Annotated in this window: 13 protein-coding genes and 1 rRNA gene; 8 read left to right on the forward strand and 6 right to left on the reverse strand. The window is 71.0% G+C overall.

Annotated elements, in window-relative coordinates; genetic code table 11:
- Positions 1–89: ribosomal RNA gene (gene rrf / locus ABZT18_RS30890) — 5S ribosomal RNA — on the forward strand; the annotation flags it as partial.
- A gap of 347 nt (positions 90–436) precedes the next feature.
- On the opposite strand, the gene ABZT18_RS30895 is transcribed toward rrf, so the two are convergent.
- Positions 437–2,257: a VanW family protein gene (locus tag ABZT18_RS30895; RefSeq protein WP_354997851.1), complete on the reverse strand. Its 1,821-nt coding sequence runs from the start codon at positions 2,255–2,257 to the stop codon at positions 437–439.
- A gap of 182 nt (positions 2,258–2,439) precedes the next feature.
- Between ABZT18_RS30895 and nudC the strand changes: the two genes are divergently transcribed.
- Entirely contained in the window at positions 2,440–3,357 is a 918-nt protein-coding gene (nudC, locus tag ABZT18_RS30900; RefSeq protein ID WP_354997852.1) for an NAD(+) diphosphatase, read from the forward strand.
- Here the strand turns inward: nudC and ABZT18_RS30905 are convergent.
- Together ABZT18_RS30905 and ABZT18_RS30910 are read right to left on the reverse strand one after the other, a co-directional pair.
- Entirely contained in the window at positions 3,254–4,531 is a 1,278-nt protein-coding gene (locus ABZT18_RS30905) for a polysaccharide biosynthesis protein (RefSeq protein WP_354997867.1), read from the reverse strand. The two genes, nudC and ABZT18_RS30905, sit on opposite strands and share 104 nt — an antisense overlap.
- Before the next feature lie 68 nt (positions 4,532–4,599).
- Positions 4,600–8,949: an alpha-(1->3)-arabinofuranosyltransferase gene (locus tag ABZT18_RS30910; RefSeq protein ID WP_354997853.1), complete on the reverse strand. Its 4,350-nt coding sequence runs from the start codon at positions 8,947–8,949 to the stop codon at positions 4,600–4,602.
- 161 nt (positions 8,950–9,110) lie between these two features.
- Between ABZT18_RS30910 and ABZT18_RS30915 the strand changes: the two genes are divergently transcribed.
- From ABZT18_RS30915 to ABZT18_RS30925, 3 genes are read left to right on the forward strand one after another with little or no spacing between them, the layout of a single operon-like run.
- Positions 9,111–10,994: a hypothetical protein gene (locus tag ABZT18_RS30915; RefSeq protein ID WP_354997854.1), complete on the forward strand. Its 1,884-nt coding sequence runs from the start codon at positions 9,111–9,113 to the stop codon at positions 10,992–10,994.
- The gene (locus ABZT18_RS30920) at positions 10,995–12,704 is read left to right on the forward strand and encodes a hypothetical protein (RefSeq protein ID WP_354997855.1); all 1,710 of its coding nucleotides are present in this window, start codon (positions 10,995–10,997) and stop codon (positions 12,702–12,704) included.
- Positions 12,705–12,739: 35 nt separating this feature from the next.
- Positions 12,740–12,934 (forward strand): hypothetical protein, encoded by a 195-nt coding sequence (locus ABZT18_RS30925; RefSeq protein ID WP_354997856.1) that lies wholly within the window; start codon positions 12,740–12,742, stop codon positions 12,932–12,934.
- Here the strand turns inward: ABZT18_RS30925 and ABZT18_RS30930 are convergent.
- The gene (locus ABZT18_RS30930; protein WP_354997868.1) at positions 12,919–14,097 is read right to left on the reverse strand and encodes a glycosyltransferase family 4 protein; all 1,179 of its coding nucleotides are present in this window, start codon (positions 14,095–14,097) and stop codon (positions 12,919–12,921) included. The genes ABZT18_RS30925 and ABZT18_RS30930 overlap by 16 nt on opposite strands.
- A gap of 117 nt (positions 14,098–14,214) precedes the next feature.
- Positions 14,215–15,480 carry an acyltransferase gene (locus tag ABZT18_RS30935; protein WP_354997857.1) on the reverse strand — a complete coding sequence of 422 codons (1,266 nt, stop codon included), beginning with the start codon at positions 15,478–15,480 and terminating at the stop codon, positions 14,215–14,217.
- 111 nt (positions 15,481–15,591) lie between these two features.
- On the opposite strand from ABZT18_RS30935, the gene ABZT18_RS30940 reads away from it, so the two are divergent.
- Entirely contained in the window at positions 15,592–16,788 is a 1,197-nt protein-coding gene (locus ABZT18_RS30940; protein WP_354997858.1) for a DUF3068 domain-containing protein, read from the forward strand.
- 63 nt (positions 16,789–16,851) lie between these two features.
- On the opposite strand, the gene ABZT18_RS30945 is transcribed toward ABZT18_RS30940, so the two are convergent.
- Entirely contained in the window at positions 16,852–17,586 is a 735-nt protein-coding gene (locus ABZT18_RS30945; protein WP_354997859.1) for a class I SAM-dependent methyltransferase, read from the reverse strand.
- A gap of 343 nt (positions 17,587–17,929) precedes the next feature.
- On the opposite strand from ABZT18_RS30945, the gene ABZT18_RS30950 reads away from it, so the two are divergent.
- Together ABZT18_RS30950 and ABZT18_RS30955 are read left to right on the forward strand one after the other, a co-directional pair.
- A complete protein-coding gene (locus tag ABZT18_RS30950; protein ID WP_354997860.1) occupies positions 17,930–18,601 on the forward strand; it encodes a DUF6230 family protein in 672 nt (223 codons plus the stop codon).
- Positions 18,602–18,678: 77 nt separating this feature from the next.
- Positions 18,679–20,274 carry a DUF6114 domain-containing protein gene (locus ABZT18_RS30955; RefSeq protein WP_354997861.1) on the forward strand — a complete coding sequence of 532 codons (1,596 nt, stop codon included), beginning with the start codon at positions 18,679–18,681 and terminating at the stop codon, positions 20,272–20,274.
- The last annotated feature ends 114 nt before the right edge of the window (positions 20,275–20,388 follow it).

The raw sequence follows: 20,388 nt of genomic DNA on the forward strand, positions 1-20,388 counted from the left end.
CCGGTCACATTCCGAACCCGGAAGCTAAGCCCTCCAGCGCCGATGGTACTGCACTCGTGAGGGTGTGGGAGAGTAGGACACCGCCGGACAATCTTTGGTCAGGGCCACCCCGCAAGGGGTGGCCCTGACGCATTTCCCCATACACGGCGGGGCCACCCCTTTGCGGCTGGCCCCGTTCTGCGTTTCCCACCTCAAACTGCGCTTGGTCGACTCACTATCGCCGATGTGGGCCTATCCCGTAGCGGGGTCACCGCCAGATCGGCGACACGGAGTCAATCAACGAAATGCTGCCGTGGTCCGCCCAGCCGCACACCGCGAAGTCCCCGCCCTCGCTGCCCGTGTTGCCGTACTTCACGCTGAGGACCGCCGGAACGGTGTTGGCCGTAGGTCACGGCGGTCCCTCAGCCTTTCGAATCGTGCGGCGGACAGCCGAGGATCAGGAGGGCTTCGGCCCGCAGACGTAGCGGGGCTCCGCGTCGTAGCGCCAGGTGAACTTCTCCCGCTTGACCACCGCGCCGCCCTTCTTGATGACCCGGAAGGCGTCCTGGGTGAAGCCGTTGATGCCATTCGTCTCGATGCACGACGGGCCGGGTGCCAGATGGATCAGCTTCGGCGTGGTGATGTTGCGGCGCGGCCCGTACTCCGTCTTCACGCTGTCGTAGATCTTCGTGCTCCAGATCGACACGGTGATCGTGCTCGACGTGTACGACGTGTCGATGAGTACGCCGTGCTCGGTGTTGTTGCGGAACTTGAAGTCCAGGTTCGGCCAGAAGATGGTCGACTCGATGACCGCCGGGTACCGGTCGAACCAGTACGAGTGCGGCTTGTGCTCGACGTCCTCCAGCCCGGCGTAGTAGGTCGCGTTGAACAGCGTGGTGGTGAACTGCGAGGTGCCGCCGCCGACGCCCGGCACCAGCTTGCCGTCGAGGATGACCGGTGCGTCCCGGTAGCCCTGGTTGTAGCCGCGCTCGCCGGTGTGACCGTTCAGAGAGAACGTCTTCCCGGGAAGCACGACCGTGCCGTCCACCTTCTTGGCGATGGTCGCGATGTTCTGGCTGCGCGACGAGGCCATGCCTCCGGTGAAACGGGTGGTGAAGGTGGACACCCGCTCCTTGATGCCCAGGCCGGCCAGCTTCTCCGCGGTCAGCTCCGGCGGCGTCGGCTTCAGCTCGCCAGTCACCTCGCGGTCGTCCAACTTCGGCAGCACCGCCAGCAGGTCCCGACCCAGGGCTGCCGTGTCCAGCTGCTGCCCGGGTCGACCCTCGGTGGCGGTGGGCCGACCACCGGAAATGGTCATCGTGGCGTCCTTCGGCGGCACCTCGATGGCTGCCAGGTCGTCGCCGAGCGCCGTCCGCAGCCGCTTGACGTCCACCGATGGGGTCAGCTTGCCGGTCTTGTCGGCGGTGAACCGCAGGCTCTTCGCGATGGCGGCGGGCGGGACCTTCACCGAGCCCTTGTCGGTACGCAGGGTGACCGGTGCGGCGACCGCCGGCTTCGCCAGCTCGGCGACCAGCCGGTCCAACTCCTCCGGGGTGGTCGCCGGGTGGGTCTCCACCAGTGGCACGGTGACCGGTGTGCCGGCCAGCCAGCCGGCGCGGACCACCTCGGCGGAGCGCTGTGGCTCCAAGGCCAGCCCCGGCTTGGGCTGCACCACCTTCGGCGTGGTGCCCTGATAGGTGATCGCCGGCATCGTCATCCCCTGGGCCTGTTTGCCGAGCACCCCACGGAGCGCGTCGTCCAATCGGTCCACATCGACGGTGACCACCGGGTCGACCGTGCGCGAGCCGACCAGCCGGCTGACCGGGTGCGCGTCGGCCGTGGCCGCTGCCGCGACGGTCGCCGGCACGTCGACGGCCAGCCCCACGTCGGCCGGGTTGATCTCGGCGGTGCGTCCATCAACGCTGACCTTCAGCGGCGTGGCGAGCGCCGCCGCCCGCCGGTCCAGCTCCGCCCGCAACTCCCGGTCGGCGTCCGCGCGGCTCCGGCCGCCCAGCTCGGTGCCGAGCACGCTGGTGCCGCGGGGGACGTCCCCGGCGTACGCCCAGGCGCCGGCGCCCGCCACGGCGGCGAGCATGCCACCGGTGACGCCGGCGGCGAGCAGCATCCGCACACGGCGGGGGCGGCGCGGGTCGCCCTCCGGCTCGCCGGGAGCGGGTGCCGTCCCCAGGTCCGGTCCGTCGTCCGGCCAGGTGACCGCGGTGACCTGCACGGTGGGCCGGTCGTCGGCGGGTGGACTGTTTTCGCCGTACAGCGTCACTGCAACCTCGATCGCCAGGGTGCCGCGGGAGGTCCCCCCTCCCGGAGCCACCTACGGTAACGAATGCGCGGCCGTCCTTGCGGGCTGCGCCCACCAGGCGCTGCTACCGCGTGTCTCCCGGCGTGTCGCACAAGCCCGGGGGTGGTGCCGGTGGTGGGCCACCGACATGGCACGGTGGTCCGGTGGACACTGCGGAGCGGGTGTTGGCGTACGGCGGCGGTTGGCTGGACCGGGCAGGCCCGTTGCGCACCGATCCCAGCCGGTTGACCGCGCTGCTCACCGAGCCGACCACCGTGGTGCTGCCGATGTGGCGGGATCGCTCTCTCGTCGACGGGGACGGCCCGGTCCGGCTCACCGCTGAGCGCGCGTCTCTCGTCCGGTCCGCTGCCGGTGAGACCGTCTTCCTGGGGCTCGACGGGGACGTGGCCGTGTTCGCCGTGGACCTGTCCGCGCTCACCGAGCAGGCCGCCGCCGAGATGGCCGGTGCGAGGCGGTCCGTCGACGTACGGGCACTGGTCGGGCGGCTCGAGCCCGGAGACGCGGCCGTCCAGGCGTACGCCAGGGGGTTGCTGCACTGGCACCGGCAGCAGCGGTACTGCGGGACGTGCGGTGCGCCGGCCGTCTCCGACGGCGGCGGGCACGTGCGGACCTGTACCGGCGGGGAGTGCGGGCGTCTCCTGTTCCCCCGGATCGAACCGGCGATCATCGTGTTGGTCGAAGCACCCGGCGCATCGGGGCGCTGCCTGCTGGCCCGGCACGCGGGTGCACCCGAGGACGCGTACTCGACGCTGGCTGGCTTCGTCGAGGTTGGCGAGAGCCTGGAGGACGCGGTCCGTCGGGAGATGGCCGAGGAGGCGGGCGTGACCGTCACCGACGTGACCTACCAGGGGTCGCAGGCGTGGCCGTTCCCCGCCGGCCTGATGGTGGGCTTCCGGGCCACCGCCACGTCCGACGAGGTACGTGTCGACGGCGAGGAGCTGCTGGAGGCGCGTTGGTTCACCCGGGCGGAACTGCGGGATCGGGTGGCTTCCGGCCGTACGCTCGGCCGGGTGGACGCGATCGACCACCGTCTTCTGGAGGACTGGCTCGCGGAGGGCTGATCCGGTCTCCCGGCCCAGGCGCCGGTGCCCCAGGTGGTCGGCGTGCGGTCACCGCCATGATCAGAGTGGTGGCGATGGCCGTGCCCAGGGCCGCGAGGAGGAGACCGTTGACGGTGCGGGGCCGGATGGTCGCCGCGACGGTCACCAGGCCCGCCGTGCCCGCCCACAGCGGTGCCGCCGCCCAGCGCACACCGGCTGCGAGGCGGTCGTTGAGCAGCACGAACGTCACCGCGTAGAGCGCACCGATCGCGGCGAAGAGCGGCGCGTACCGGCCGAGGTGGGTGTAGTCAGGTCCGCCGGCGAGGCGGAATGCCAGCCCTCCGGCGAGCGTCGAGGCGAGCACCAGCACCAGACCGCACACGCCCGTCACCGTGAGCGCCACCGTGCGGCTGCGGCGGTCGCCGCGTGCGAGACGTGGCAGGGCGAGGACGGCGGCGACCTGCGGCGCCCAGAGCGCGCCCTTGGTCAGAACCGTGCCAACCGAGTACGCCCCGGAACCCGACGGGGGAAGCAGTTGCCGGGCCAGGAGCAGATCGGCGTAGGAGACGACGAGCATCGCCAGGGTCGCGCCGCAGCCGGCAACCACCTGAGCGACGGTCAGCCGTGGTGCGGTGGACGGTCCTCGCGGTGCGCGGGCGAGTCGGGCCAGCAGCACCGGGGCGAGCGCGGCGGTCAGCGCACCGCCCGCCAGTGCGCCGGTCATTCCCGCGCCGAGTAACAGCCCGGCGATCACGCCGCCGTAGCGGCCCGCGGCGAGCAGGGCCATCCCCATGGCGAGGCGTAGGAATCGCTGGCCGCCCTGCAACTCCCCGAGGGAGCGGGAGGAGAGCACGATCGCCGCCGTGGTGACCGCCAGCAGTGCGGGCACCTCGACCGGGAGATCCAGAGCGGCCATCAGCAGGGGCGTCGCCACGATGAGGGTTCCCGCGCACACGGCGGCGGTGATCGCGGTGAGCCGCCGGGTGTCGGAGGTTCCGTGCCGGGCGTGGTGCACGGCGACGGCCAGTTGCAGACCGAGCCCCGGCACGCCGACGATGGCCACCAGGCCGAGGGCGGTGGCGAGCGCGCTGAGGTCAGCCGGGTCGAGTCGGCGGGCGGCCAGCACCGGCACCAGGTAGGCCAGGCCGTTGACGAGGACGCCGGCCAGGGTGACGGCGGCTCCCGCAGCGCCCAGGCCGTTGTTGCGTCCGCCCGTCCGATCCGTCTTCGCTGTGCCCTCCGAACGGACGGATCGCCGGGGGCTCACGTGATCCCGGAGAGGGTCGGAGGCCCGTCGGCTGGCCCCGACGTCGCGAGGTCCGGCTTCGGCTGCTCGGCCGTGTCCGGCTTCGGGGCCTCCGCGACTACCGGAGCCGCCGGTTCCGCCGGCGTCGGCGTGACCCGGCGTACGGGCCGTCGCCGGGCGGCGGTGGAGAGCCAGAGAGCACCCAGGGCGACGACGATCGTGAGTTGCAGCAGGGCGTCGGTGTTACGTTGCGTCGTATTGAGGTACATCCACCCGGCGAGCAGGACGAGCGCGCCGGGGAGCCACGTCTCGACGGCCCGGCTGATCGTCCTGGCCCGACGTGGGTCGACTGACCAGGGCAGGCGGCGTGGGCCGGGTACCGCCAGCATGAATCCCGCCGCGACCAACAGGCCGCCGATGAGGCCGCTCGACAGCACCAGCGCCGCGGCGCCGACGGCCAGTAGCGGCAGGGATCGGGTGACCCGGCGACGGCTGCGCGGTACGACGGTCGACGAGGAGCGCCCGGAGGGCTGTCGGGCGGGCAGCACCGCGAGGAGGACCACCACCGCCAGCAGGATGCCGCCGAGCAGAAGGCCCGCCCGGTACGTCGTGTCCGGGGCGAAACGCAGTACCACCTCCCCGGAGACGCCAGCGGGAAGAATCCAGCCCTGCTGCCACCCGTCCACCACCAGCGGCTTCAGCGTCCGCCCGCCGATGGTCGCCTCCCAGCCGGTGTTGGTGTTCTCCCGCACGGCGAGCACCCGGTCGACGGGGTGGTCGTCCACCCGTACCCGTCGTTCGGTGGCCGCCCAGGAGTCGACCTTGATGGCGCTGGCGACCGCCGCCGGGGCCGGCGTGGGCGTCCGCGGCACCAGGGCGACCCGGGTGGGCGAGGCCAGCTTGCTCGGTGTGGTCACGATGCGGTGCTCCCCGCGGCCCAGGTCAAGCTGTCGGGGCGTGCCCCGGCCGCACAACGTCACCGGCATCTCGCGCAGTTCCAGCAGGTCGCGGAGTGTGCCACGGAGCGTGGTGGTCACCCGGGACGCGCCGATCTGCAGCGTCGGACCCGATCCGCAGGCCAGCGTCAGGGGTGTGTCGAGGCGCGGTTCGACGGTGGACTCTCCGGGCAGCACGGTCACCTCGCCGACCGCGACGGGCAACTGCTCCGGCAACCGCAGCTTGTACGGGTCGATGCTGGTGGCGGACGGCTTGTCCAGGAACTGGATGGTGATCTCGTCGGTGCGCATCGGCGGATCCAGGCGCAGGAGCCCGTCGTCGCCGAGGAGGCTGCTTCGGAAACCGTCGTCGCCGACCACCCGCACACTGCCCAGGCGGGTGGCGGCTGTCTCGGCGTCGACGGAGAAGCGGAGCCCGGTGATGGTCTGCGGCTTGAGCCATTTGAGGCGCAGGATCGGTGCCTCGTCGTTGACCGCCGGTGACCAACTGGTGCTCGGGTCACCGTCGCGCGCCGCGCCGGCCCGGCCGGTCGGGTCGGAAACCGCGGTCGAGGAGGCGCTGACCTGCGCCGCGAGTCGCAGCGGCTGTGCGTCGGCCACCAGCCTGTCGAGGGCGTTGTCCAGGTCCGGGCCGGCCGTCGGCCGCGCCCACAGTTGGGCGTCGTACGCCCCGGCGGCGGGCAGGGTCAGGGTCCGGTCGATGGTGGAGGCGTCCTCGGAACCGCGGACGGCATCGGTGGAGCAGCGGGGGTGTCCGTCGACGGAGAAACAGGCCGGTGTGGTGGGTGCCGCCGACACGACGACGGTCGCCGGCCGGTCGGTGGCCGGTGCGGCGGGAAGGAGAAGGGTCCGGCTGGTCTGGATGCCGGGAATCTTGATCTCGGCGATGCCGACCGATCCGTTGCCGAGCGGGCGGAGGTCGTACGCGCCGACGACCGAGATCTGGACCTCGCGGGTCGCGTGGACGCCGGGCAGTTCGAAGACCATGTGATCGCCGAACTGTTCGACGGTGCTGCTCTCGTACCCGGCGGTGACGGTCACCGTCGTGGGCAGGGCGTCGGCCTTCAGGTCGAACCAGACCTCGACCCGGGTGACCCGTGTCGGGTTGGCGAGGGCCACCTCGACCCACTGACGGTCACTGGGCGAATACGGCTCGGACTGCCAGGAGGTTGCGGGATTGCCGTCCATCGCCGCGTACGGCTGGTGCTCAGGGCGGGCGCCGCCGGGGGAGTCCACCTGCGAGCGGGCGGTCGACGCGCGGATCGCGCTGATGCCCTCGAAACGGGCGACGGTGGACTGCTCCGCCCCCCACTCGGGCAGGTAGTCGTGCTGTGGTGCCGTCACCTCGAAGGTGTCGTCGGCGGTGAGGGTCTGGGAGGTGTTGTCGCGCAGTCGGCCGAACGACACGTCCCGTCTGCGCAGCCCGTCGGTCATCGCGACCGGTCCGGCGACGCCGACAGCCGGCGCGTCGCCCGCCAGGACCGTGGGCGCCGAGCTGAGCTGTCCTGCCGCGGCGAGGTCGAGGAGCGATTCGGGGCCGCCCACGACGGTCGTCACGTCGTCACGGTCGTACGCGACCACCGGCTCGACGGGGCGGTCGACCCGGTAGACCTCCAGCGCCCGGACGGGCACGTCGAGCCCCTGGTCGCGGAACTCGTCCGGGGACGAGGGCCCGCCTCGCAGGGGGCCGAAGGAGGTGACGCGGGTCAACCCGGGTGAGCGATCCAGGGCCTGGCGGACCACCGCCGGGCGGGCCGTGTCGGAGCGGCCGTGGTCGAGGTCGGCGCGGAACAGGACGTGGCTGATCCCGGACCGGGCGAGCAGGTCGGCCAGGCCGGTCGACCCGGAGCCGGTGGCGAGTGTCGACTCGATCGCGTCCAGCAGCCGGATCGTGGTCGGCGGGGTGAAGGGGATGGCGTTCCGTACCGCCCACCGGCTGTTCAGCAGCGGCTGGGCGATCTCATCGGTGGTGCTGCCCCAGTCGTACGACGGGAAGCGCGCCCCGGGCACGACGAGCACCCGCCCGCGCCCCGTGTTCGCGTCGAGCCAGTCGGAGGCCTCGTGCCAGTAGCCGGGCACCGCCTTGACGCCGCCCGGCGTGGCGAGACCGCCGGCGAGCGCGGGCGTGGCAACCGCCGTGACGGCGACCATGGCCGCGCCGGCGGTGAGCCAGGCGCGAGCGACGGTTCGTGGGCGATGCTGCGCGGGCGCGGTACGCGCCGCGCGGACGGCCAGACCGATCAGGTGCGCCATGCCCAGGGCCAGCGGCAGGCGGAGCAGGACATCGAACTTGTGCACGTTGCGCAGTGGGGCACCGACGCTGTCGAGGAACTCCTGCTGAGGGCCGGCGAGGATGTTCGGCAGGTCGCTGATGTGCCCGAGACCGACGAGTGCGGCGCCGAGCACCAGACCGGTGATGAGGAACCGGCGGTGCGGCATCCCGCGTCGGGACAACCCGAGGACACCGAGTGCGGCGACCGCCAGGGTGGCGGCGATCAGTAGCCCTTCGTTGGCGAGCCGTGCACCGGACGGAATCGTCGGTCCGAACGGGGAGGCCAGGTAGGCGACCCAGTAGGAGGCGCCGCGGAGCATGGTCACCGCGTCGGTGACGCTTGTGGTGTTCCGGGCGGTCTCGATGTAGTCCAGGAAGGGTGGGCTGTACCGCCCCAGGACCAGCAGCGGAACCAACCACCACGCCGTGGCCAGCGCCACCGCGCCACACCAGGCCGCGATGGCGGTGACGCGGCGGCGTACGGGGTGGAGGGTGGCGAGCCAGAGCAGGGCGAGTGGCACCACCGCGAACACGGCCGTGGCGTTGACGCCACCGGCGCAGGCGACGGCGACGGCCGACCCGGCGACGGCGCGCCGCAGGGGGGTGCCGCGGGCGAGGCCCACCAGCGGGATGAGCACCCAGGGGGCGATGGCGCTGGGCCAGGACTCCACCGAGGCCCACCCGAGTTGGGTGAGGATGCGGGGTGACAGCGCGAAGGCGACACCGGCGATCATGCGGCCGGCGGGCGTGCCGATGCCGAGCCGGCCCGACAGCCGCACCACTCCCAGGTAGGCGACACAGAAGAGCAGTGCCCACCACAGCCGCTGGACCACCCACGGCGCGAGGCCGAGTTCCGATCCGAGCAGGAAGAACGGGCCCATCGGCCAGAGATACCCGTACGCCTGGTTCTGTAGCTGACCGAACGTGCCGGTGGGGTCCCACAGGTGCAGCGAGCGGAGCAGGAACCCGGCCGGGTTGACGCTCAGGTCGACCTTGGTGTCGGGGACGATCTGACCCGGGGCCTGCTGAAAGGCGAGGGCCGTGAGAACGATGCAGATGGTCAGGTGCCGGAACCGCCGGGCCGTGTGCCGGGTACGGCTGGACCCCAAAGCGGTGCCATTGGCCACCTCTGCACGCATTTCGGCTCCTGTCTTCGCCAGCCGGACGCGCACCTGCAACCGACGACCGTCGCGCGACGTTATCCGGACCGGGCACGGACGGGCCACCAGGGGTGCTGCGGTGGCGTTATCGGGAGAACGGCCGTCCCCACGGCGTGTAAGCGTGTGGCAGGCTGCCGACCATGTCAATGCCAGAAGCTGAGGCCGAGACGCATCCGGAAAGCGTCCCGTCCGATGGCGACCGGCCGGGGCCGATCGGCCGATGGTTCCGTGCCGACCGCGTCCGGGCGGTAGCGCTCGCCCTCATCGTCGTGTCCGTCGCCTGGCGCGCAGCCCTCGCCACCCGTGGTTGGTTCTCCCAGGACGAGTTCGTCATCGCCGCCCAGGTCCTCGACACCCGGCTGGACGCGGACTACCTCCTGGGCACCTTCAACAACCACCTCATGCCCGGCGGCCTGCTGGTGGCGTGGGCGATGGTGCGGGCGGCGGGCTTTGTCACCTGGCCGTGGGTGCTGCTGCTGGCGGTCGGCCAGGCGGCGACCGGGATCGCCCTCTACCGGCTGCTGCGTGATCTGCTCCGGCCAGGCTGGGGGCTGCTCATCCCGCTGTGCCTCTTCATCTTCAGCCCGTTGACGCTTGAGGTCTCCTCGCTGTGGCTGGTCGGGCTGCTCGTGCTGCCGGCACAGTTGTCCCTCGTCCTGGCGGCAACTGCCCAGGTCCGGTACGTGCGGACCGGTCGACTGCGGCACCTCGTCGGGGTCGTCCTGTGGGTGGTGTTCGGCCTGCTCTTCGACACCAAGGCTCTGCTGACGGTGCCGCTGCTGTTCCTGCTGACCGCCTTCCTCTTCACGTCGGGCGGTGCCTGGCGCAGTCTGGTGACGACGGTCCGCCGACACTGGCCGGCGTGGCTGGTGCTCGGTGCGCTCTCCGGGGCGTACCTGGCGTTCTACCTGACCCGTCCCGCCCGCGACCTGGACGAACCCACGTCGGTCGGTCAGGTCCTCAACTTCCTCGGCGACCTGGTCGGCGAAACCGTCGTGCCGGGTCTGCTCGGAGGCCCCTGGCGTTGGACGTACGCCGGTGACGGTCCCCCGCCCGTCGACCCGTACGACATCGCCAAGTGGCTGTCCTGGGCGGTGCTGGCGGCTCTCATCGTGGTCACCTCCCGGCGGCGACCGTCCGCCGGGCGGGCCTGGCTGCTGCTCACGTGCTACCTCGGGCTGGTCGCCGCGCTCTTCGCCGTGACCCGCCTCGGTGGCCCGCTCGGCCCGCTGGTGGGCATCATTCCCCGGTACGTCGCCGACGTGGTGCTGGTCGCCGCGATCTGTGTCGGCGCGGCCCTGCTGGGGACGAAGGACGCCGACGAGGACGACGTGTCCGCGTGGCCGGTCCCGACGGTTCTGCGGGAGCCGGGGGCCTTCGCGGTCGGCCTGGTCTCGATAATCCTCCTGTTGACCACCATCGGCGTGGGCACGCTGTGGAGCACGGCCCGTTTCGGGGACAACTGGAGCACGAAGAACGGACGGGACTACCTCGCGACGACGCAGGCCGAGCTTGCCGCCGCGCCGCCGGGCACCGTCTTTCTGGACGCCACCGTCCCGGACCGTGTCATCGCGGGCTACTTCTGGCCGGACAATCTCCAGTCGCACTTCTTCCGCCCGGCCGATCTCCGGCCCACGTTCGTGACGCAGGCCGAGAAGCCGTCGATGTTCGACGAGAACGGACGGATCCGTCCGGTCGTGGTCGAGGGGCGGAAGGTCCTGCCTGGTCCGGTGCCCGAGTGTGGGCACCTGGTGGAGAGTGGTCGGCCTGCCAGGATTCCGCTGGACGGGTATCTGGAGGAGTGGCCGTACGCGGTGCATTTCGGCTACCTCAGCTCGGGTGACTCCACCGCCACGGTCCGACTCGGAGACGCCGCCCGGGAGATCACCCTGCGGCGTGGGCTGAACGAGGTCATCTTCCTGCTGGAGGGTGCCGGGAGCGCCGTCGAGGTCACCATCGAGGGCCCGGCAGTGGGGTTGTGCACCAACCTGATCACCGTCGGCCGGGCGGTGCCGGCACCGTGAATGATTGAGCGTCCGGCCGGCGTCGATTCCCCACCGAGTCGGCCGGTGCGGGACACCCTGCCGCTGTACGCCGTTGCGGCGGTTGTCACGGTGCTGGTGCTGGCCCCGCTCGCGGCGCCCGGCTACGCGCTTCTGTACGACATGGTGTTCGTACCCCGGCAGCCGCTGAGTTGGGATCTCGTCGCCCCGGCGCAGAGTCTGCCCCGGGCGGTGCCGATGGACGCACTGGTCTCCCTGATCACCCAGCTCGTGCCGGGCTGGCTGGTGCAGCGGCTGGTGCTCGGCGGGGCGGTCCTCCTGGCCGCGGTCGGCGCAGGCCGGCTGGTGCCGACCGACCGGCGCGCCGTCCGGCTGTTCGCCGCGGTGGCGTACGCGTGGACGCCCTACCTCGCCGAGCGGCTGCTGATCGGGCAGTGGGGGCTGCTGCTCGCGTACGCCGCGCTGCCCTGGTTGGTGCGGGCGGCGCTGGACCTGCGGGCGGGGCGCGATGGCGCGCTCGCCCGGCTGGTGCTCGCCGCCGCGCCCGCCGCGATCACGCCGACCGGCGGGTTGATCGCGTTGGGCACGGTGCTGCTGCTGGTGTCGGACCGGACTCAGCCGCGTCGGTCGGCGCTGGCGTTAGCCGGCGTCGGGATACTCAACACCCCGTGGGTGATTGCGGCCCTGGTCACCGATGCCGGCGGTTCTTCCGACCCGGCGGGGGTGGCGGCGTTCATGGCGCGGTCGGAGAACTGGGCCGGCCCGCTGGTGGCGCTCGCGGGCACCGGCGGCATCTGGAGCGCGCAGGCCACACCCGCCAGTCGCGCCGCACCGCTGGTGCCGCTGGCGACCCTGGTGCTGCTGATCCTGGCCGCGGTCGGCGCGGGCCTGCTGCGGCGCCGGCTGCCCCCGGGTGCGGCGGTGCGACTGGGGGTGCTCGCCGGGATCGGCTGCCTCCTCGCTGCTTTCGGGGTGCTTCCCGGCGGGGACGCGGCGCTGCGCTGGGCGGTGGTGCACCTGCCGGGTGCGGGGCTGCTCCGAGATGGCCAGAAGTTCCTGGCCCCGTACGCGTTGCTGCTGGTGGTGTGTGCCGCGTTGGGCGCCGAGCGGCTGGTGGCCCGGGTCGACCGGGAGGTCGCGGGGGTGGTTCTGGTCGGCCTGCTGTTCCTGCCGGTGGCCGTCATGCCGGACCTTGCCTTCGGCGGTGCCGGCCGGCTTCGTCCGGTGAGCTATCCGGCGGACTGGCAGACTGTTGCCGAGCGGGTGGCCAGCGAGCCTGGGGAGATCCTCGCGTTGCCGCTGGGCGCCTACCGGGCGTACCCCTGGAACCCCGGACGGGTCGTCCTGGACCCGGCGCCCCGCTATCTGCCGGGGACGGTGCTGACCGACGACACGCTCTGGGTCGGCGACATCGCGGTGGTCGGGGAGAATCCACGGCTCCGCGAGGTGCGCAGTGTGTTGGCCGAGGGGCGGCCCCTCTCGGCCACCGGCGTGCGCTGGGTGGTGGTGCAGCACCAACTGCCCGGCCAGGTTGACCCGGCGACCCTTCTCGACCTCCAGGTCGTCCACGAGGGACCGTTTCTCACTCTCTACCGAAATCAGGCCATTCTCCCCGAATCGGCCCCGCCTGGACATGGCGCGTGGGCCGTCGTGATGGCGCTTGGTGCTGCCCTTCTGGTGGTCATGGCTGCCGCCATTTCGGCACTACACCGGCGCCCTACCGCGTGGTAACGTCCGCTCGCACGTCTCGCCATTGGAGGATTGGCATGCGTAGAGCTCTGACCCTGGTCGTGTCCGGCCTGGTGGCGGCGTTGCTGGGGATCCTGGCCCTCGGCGGGCTCTCGGCCGCCGCGACCGCCACCGACAAAGAGGCGGCCAGCGAGGCCAAGATTGTTTCGGATGCGGCCAAGCGTGCCGGAAAGAAGGACCCGTACGCCCCCGCGGTTTACGGCGAAAGGTAGGACGGCTCGCCCCGCTGCTGCACTGGGCGGGGCGACTCCACTCCGTCCAGCAGGGCCGCGAAGTGCCCACCCGCGGCCTGCCAGGTGAAGCTAGCCGCGTGCTCCCGGGCCTGCGCCCCCATCTCGCGCCGCATCTCATCCTCGTGCAGAAGCGTGCGCACCTTCGCCAGGTAATCGTCGATGTCGTCGGCCAGCAGGCCGGTACGCCCGTCGACGACCGCTTCGGCGACTCCACCCGCTTCGCGGAACGCAACCGTTGGCGTGCCCGCCGAACCCGCCTCCACAATCGTCAGACCCCAGCCCTCCTTGAGTGACGGGGTCAGGGCGACCCAGGCCGAGGCGAGGAGAGCGGCTTTCTCCTCCTCGGTCACGAAGCCCCGGAAATCCACCCGCTCGGTGATGTCCAGCTCCGCGGCGAGCTCGCGCAGGTGCGACTCCCACCAGCCCTGGCCGGCGATGACCAGCCGCAGCTGCGGCAGCTCGTCGGCGAGGGCCGCGACCGCCCGCAGCGCCACCTCCACCCGCTTGTGTGGCACCAGCCGATTCAGTGTCACGAGCAGCGGGAACGTCGCCCGCTCGGCGTCGGTGCGGGGCAGCGCCGGGGTGCCGTTGTGCACCACTGCGACCTGCTCCGGCGGTACGCCCAGCGTGGCCAGCTCTCTGCGGGTGGCCTCGGAGACGGTGACATAGCGGCACCGCTGGTAGACGCGTACGGCGAGCGACGACTCGACCCACCAGCCGAACCGGGCGGCCCACTGGGGAAGGACCACCGGCCACTGCTCGCGATGCACGTGGTGGATCAGCTTGACCACCGGGCGCCGTGCCCACAGCGGGGCGAGAAACGGCAACCCGTTGCAGACGTCGACCAGGATGTCGGGCCGGCCGCCCCGGCGGTTCGACAGCGGGCCTACGCCCAGCGCGCCGGCCAGATAGCAGAGCGCCGCCCATAGGTAGACAGTGTGTCGGCCGCCGCGCCGCACCAGTCGGACGCCTGCCTCGTTGATCTCGTCGCCGGGAGCTTGGCTGTGGGCGGCACAGAAGAGGGTGGCGCGGAAACCGCGCGCCACCAACTCGGCGGCGATCCGTTCCACGTACACCTCGGAACCGCCACCCTCGGGGTTACGGGTGTCTCGCCAGTTGAGAAACAGCACGTGTCCGGGCATGCCGAAGCGACGCTCCACGCGAACCCTACTCTCAAGTAATTTAGGGACGCGCGTCACACTAGGGGCTGGGGTGCTGGCCGGCAATGCCCCGATGGGCCAGCGCTGACCGGCTGGGCGCTACGCGCCGACCGTGGGCACCGGCGTACCCGTCGCGACCGACGGCGGCGTGGTGGCCGGTGCGGCCCCGTCGACGGCGGGCGTGCCGGATGCGTGCCCGCGCCCGGCCGGTCGGTGCCGACGTTGCGACCCGAGCATTTGCAGGGGCCGCTCGACGCCGTAGTAGCTGACGGTGGCGTACAAGAGACCGAAGATCATGGTGAGGACGAAGGTGTTGAACAGCCCGCCGGTGAAGAGTGGCCGGTCGTCGAGCAGGTAGATGAATTCGATGACCAGCGGGTGCCACAGGAACAGCCCGTACGAGACGGCGCCGAGCCACCGGGCGAACGCGGTGCTGAAGACCTCCTTGACCCGGGTCGGCCCGCCGAAGGCCACCGGGATCAGGATCAGCGTCGCGATCGCGAGGTACAGGGCCAGCTTGAGCGCGAACTCGGCGGCTGTCGGGCTGGTGAGGTCGCGGGGGCCGGCGATGGGCGTCGTCGCGATCGCCATCAGGCCGACTGCCGCTGCCCAGCAGGCAACCGGTGCCGAGGCGAGGTCGTCCAGCACGCGGAAGGCGGCGGGCGCGGTCCCGGTGCGCAGGGCGACGTGCGCCGCCGCCAGGGCCATGCCCGCGCCGAACCAGGCCGCGTACGAGGGGAGCCACGTGGTGTGCAGGCCACTGTTGAGCCAGCCGAACCCCATCAGGGTGAGCCATCCCGCGGTCACCAACACGCCCCCGCTGACGATCACGACGGTGCGGACGGGACGCCAGGACCGGCCCACCGCGAGCACGGCGACCAGCGGCAGGATCAGGTAGAACGCGACCTCGGTGGCGAGACTCCAGGTCTGGCTGAGCCCGTAGCGCAACTGGCCGGGCTGGTAGATCTGGGTGAAGGTCAGGTGGCGGAGCCAGTCACCGGCGGACGCCGGCCGATTCTGCGGCAGGACGATCAGGCAGACCAGCACCGCCAGCCAGTAGGCGGGCAGGATACGTAGGGCCCGCCGCCAGAGATACCGCCTGGCGCGCGGTCGGGCCTGTCCCGTCGCGGCGCTGAGGGCCCACGGTCGGAACAGCAGGAACCCGGAGAGCACGAAGAAGATGGCGACGCCGACGTCCAGCCGGGCCAGCCAGCCGCCCCACGTGGTGTTCATGGTGGCGGCGGTCTGGAACCCAACGTGGTGACCGACGACCGCCACGGCGCCAATTGCTCGCAGCGCATCGAGTGCGGGGAGTCGGCCGGTTACCGAAGGTTGCGGAACTGTTGGCGCGGCGGCTGTGGACATCTGGACATCCAGGGGGTCGCTTTGAAGGTGACCGGGGAGTAACCTCCCGCCATGTTAAGGATCGGGTGCCCCGGACAACAGGTCGTAGGGCGGCAGGTTACAGGAGGATGAGTGAAGCTTCGCGTGGGCGCCGCGCTCTTCGGGTTGGGTGTCTTATTGCTGGTCTTCGCGGCCGGGCTGCCGTTCTATGTGGCCCCCGCCGTGACCAAGCTCCCCTATGATCTTGAACCAACGACGTCAGTCGCCGAGGCGAAGAACGCCAAGTTCCTGAAGATCACCGCAACTGGAAGTTCGGTGAGCATCGAGGTCCCGCAGGGCGACCTGGTGTCCAACGTCGAGGTCATTCCGCAGCCGGACGACACGAAGGACCGGCTACCCAAGGAACTCAAGGGCGACGCGGTGATCTGGGACGTCTACCAGACGGTCAGGCGTACCGACAACCAGGATGTGGTCAGCCAGTACAGCACCGAGCTGGCTCTCTACCGGATCTCCGGCGCGGCCGCCCCGTGGAAGGAGCAGTGGCTCAACGAGACCGGCGCGGACCAGACTCCGGTCGGAAACGTGAGCTACTCCGGCCAGATCTACAAGTTCCCGTTCGGCACCGGCAAGCGCGACTACCAGGTTTTCGACCGTGACCTGAAGCGGGCCACCCCGGCGAAGTTCACCGGCACCGAAAAGATCAAGGGCATCGAGGCGTACCGCTTCGAGCAGCGCATCGAGAACGAGGTGCTGACCACCCCGGAGAGCAGCATCCAGACGCTGATCGGCAAGTTCGCTCCCGGCGCCACCAGCGGTCAGATCGTCTACAGCAACACCCGCACGCTCTGGGTCGACCCGGTGACCGGCTCCTACGTGAACGTCCGGGAACAGCAGCACAAGGAGCTGCGCCCGAACACCGGCACCGCCACGGTGCTGCTGGACGCGGACTTCAACTACACGGACGAGACGGTCAGCAACAGCGTCAAGACGGCCAAGGACAATGGCTTCAAGATCGGCCTGATCGGCTTCTGGGGCCCGATCGCCGCCGGTGTCCTCGGCCTGATCGCCCTCGTCGTCGGCGTGTGGCTGGTGACCCGACCCAACGACGGTGCCGCCCGGCACCGCGCCGAGCCGGCGATCGCCGACCCGACTCCAACCCGGGTGGACCAGAAGCCGGTACGCGACAGGGACACCGCCGAGCAGCCCAGGACCGAGCCCGCAGGCGGTCCGCTGACCGACGAGATCCCGCCGGCGTCGACGAACTGGAAGTCCGAGGACCCGACGGTCCCGACCCAGCGCCCGGCGCACGGCGAGGTGGAGCAGCGCTGACGGGTACGACAGGGAAGCGCGATCGAGGGGTGGACCGTGATGGTCCACCCCTCAGTCGTGCGGCTAGGCGCGGCGCACCGCATACCGCGTGCAGACCCAGTCTTCGCTGTACAACTGATCGCGCCACTGCCCGACGATGTCCCCGTCGTACGCGGCCACCAGCCGCACCATGTCGGCGTGCGGTACGACCGTCATTTTCATCGGCGCCGGATAGTTGAGCAGGTGGCACTGTGCCCAGCTGATCAGGCGGGACGGCGCAAACTGCCAGACGATGCCCCTGGCCGTTCGCGCCGGTGCGGTTGGCAACCCCACGACGGCGATGCCGCCTGGCCGCAGCACGCGCAGGAACTCGGCCAGATAGTGGTCGATGGCGGGGCGCGGCAGGTGCTGCAACACCAGGGCGCTGTAGACCAGGTCGAAGTGGCCGTCGGGGAACTGGCTCAGGTCCGGCGCGTCGTTGAGAACGAACCGGATGTTCCCGGCACTTCGGTCCAGTCGTCGGGCGGTTTCCAACATGGACGGAGCGATGTCGACGCCGACGACCTCGTCCGCGTGTGGAGCGAGCGCCTGCGACAGTCGCCCGACGCCGCAGCCGAAGTCGAGCACCCGCTCCCAGCGGGTGGGCAGGCCGAGCTGGCGAAGCCAGCCAGTCGTCTCCTCGACGTCGGTGCGGCCGGTGGCCAGGAACTCCCCGACGTCCCACCGTCCGCCGCGTTTGCCGGGCTGAACGAGTACGGCCCAGAGTGGATCTTCAGCTCCGAGCTTGGTCCAGTCGCGTCGCACGTCGTCCAGATGCACGCCGAAACCCTAGGGCACCTGGCCATTCGGCGGTGCCCGGCGGTTTCGAGATCGCCTGGGTGTTCGGACGAGCGGGCGAGCCGAACGACCCTCTGCGACCTGCGCACTTTACATCCGTTACCTAATTGTAATTCGTCGATGCCCTGCCACTCTCCGCTGTCGCGGCGTGGGTTTATGCCAGCTTTGTCGCTCGCCGGGGCTTCTGGCCGTACGGGGATCTCCACGTTTCGTGACGCCAGCCCGCTCGTGGATCGCCCTCGTGTTACCGCCGGGTGGTCAGGGGGTTGTGAGCCGCGCCGCAACGGGTGCACGATCAGGCTCGATCGTTACCCGCCGGTAACACATGACGGGCCTGGTGCGCGGCCGCCAGTCCGGGACCGGCCACCTGAGGAGGAACCCCGTGCAGGATCGATTTGAGGATCAGGGTCGTACCCGGTGGCGGCGGTTCGTCGCCATGGTGGTCCCCACCACCGCCGCCGTCGGCGCCATCCTGTTCGGCATGTCGACCGGCGCCATCGCGTCCGACGTCACCGTGTCCGGGCAGACGTTCAAGATCGGCGCGGCCCGCCTCGAGGGCGACGGCTTCAAGCAGTACGGCGGCATCGTCCGGGAGAAGGGCGAGGACGGCAAAACCCGCCCGATCGCCGTCGCCGAGATCAGCAGCGCCGAGTTGTACAGCCTCTGCCAGTCCGTCCGCTCAGACCTGCCCGGCCTGCCGGTGGTTCTCACCATCAACGCCGGTGAGGGCAAGGAGCCTGCCCGGGCCAAGGACCTGCTGATCGCCATGGACTCGCTCGACGGCAATGCGACGTTCACCAACATCAAGATCGGCCGGGACGCGACCGACCTTAACGCGACGGCGCAGAAGGGTTCGTTCGGCCAGAACTCCGACCACGTCACCATCACCAACCTGCAGCAGGTGTCCCGATACACCACGGCGGCCACCTTCAACCTGGTCGGACTCCGGTTGAAGGTCAACGTGGGCGACGACGCCAAGGGCAAGGAGTGCTTCTGAGGTGAGTCGGTGCCCGCGGTGGCCGACCACCGCGGGCCACGGCCCCGTCCCCGTCCCCGCTCCGCCAGGAGGAGTACGTGACAACCGCCAACCCGACCCACGCCCGGCCCGGCGGCACGGCCCAGGCGTGGCGGACCTTCCGCCGCTGGCAGCGGAGCCGACCGTTCTGGGGTGGCCTCTTCATCACCCTGGCCGGGGTGGAGATGTTCGCCTCCACCCGGATGACGATCAACGGCCTGAGCTTCCACAGCGGAACCACCGGTCTGCTCTCGTTACTGATCCCGGTCATCCTGGTGACCTGCGCCCTGCTGCTCTGGTTGAGCCCGGCGCAGCGGTTGTTCTACTCGGTCGTCGCGGCGTTCACCGTGGTCTACTCGCTGATCGGGCTCAACCTCGGCGGCTTCTTCGTCGGTCTGCTGCTCGGCATCGTCGGCAGCGCGCTCGCCTTCGCCTGGACGCCGATCCGACCCGCGCCAGCCGCTGCTGACCTGTCCGACGCCGAGCTGTCCGACGCCGACCTGTCCGACGCCGAGCAGGCGGCCGAAGATCAGCCCGGTGAGCAGCGGGATGATGCGGATCAGCCCCACGCGGAGCAGCGAGGAGCCGAGCAGAACGGAGCCGAGGTGGCCGGCGTCGACCGGCTCGACACTGAGCGGCTCGATACCGAGCGCCTCGACACGGAGCCGCTCGCGGCGGTGCCGGCCGGCACGGTCGGTGAGCGGGTAGATCACCCGGCGGGCGGGACGGCCGACACGGGCGCGCCGCCCGAGTGGCCGGGACGTTCCGCTGATCCGCGGACCTTCGGCATCGTCGTGGTGGTGCTCGGCCTCGCGGCCGCCGGGCTGGCCGTCCAGCCCCGAGCGGTGCAGGCCGCCCCGAGCACGCCCGCCGCGACCGCCTGTCCCACCCCGTCGCGGGCGGTCACTCCGTCACCCAGTCCCAGTGCGCCCACCTCGAAGCCGACAGCGAGCCCGAGTCCGAGCCCGGAGCGGGACGGCAACGTGATCACCGACATCCTGGACGGCATCGGTGACCTGCTCACCGGTGGACGCCGCACGGACACCGCGACGCCGTCGGCGAGCCCGACCGCCAAGCCGTCGGCACAACCGACCGTCACGCCGTCGGCCCGCCCCGGGTCCACGACCTGCCCGTCGCCGGCCCAGCCTGGTAAGCCGGGCACGACGACGCCCGAGAAGCCGGGCACAGTGGAGCCGGGCAAGCCGCTGCCGCGCATCGCCGCCGACCCGAATCTGCCGAAGGTGGCCCAGACGCCGTCGAAGCTCACCGGATCCAAGGTGACGATGACCGGGCTCCGTTTCGAGGGGATCACCGACCTGCAGACTGAGACGGGCACCCTCAAGGTGCTGAAGTTCAGCATGAAAAAGGCCGTGACCGACGACTTCCTGCTGAGCGCGGACGGTCCGCAGGGGCGTAGCCAGCGGTACGCGACCGACAGCCTGACCGTCAGCGGTGACGTGGCCTTCTACTCCACCCGGTTCGTCGGCAAGCTGGCCGGTATCAAGATCACTCTGACTCCGGACCTGCCGTTCCCGGACGGACTCCCGGTCACGTTGCCCATCCCGGTCACGTTCACCGACCCGGTCATCGACCTGGCGTACGTCACCAGTGACACGCTGACCGCCCGGCCGTCGTTGGCGCTGACCCTCGGCTGAGCCGCACACCCACCGCTGACCCTCGGCTGAGCCGCACACCCACCGCTGACCTCGGCTGAACGACGCACCCGTATCGATGGCTCCGGGCGCCGACGACTCGTACCGTCGGCGCCC

The organism is Micromonospora sp. NPDC005291, from assembly GCF_040607415.1.
Lineage (GTDB): Bacteria > Actinomycetota > Actinomycetes > Mycobacteriales > Micromonosporaceae > Micromonospora.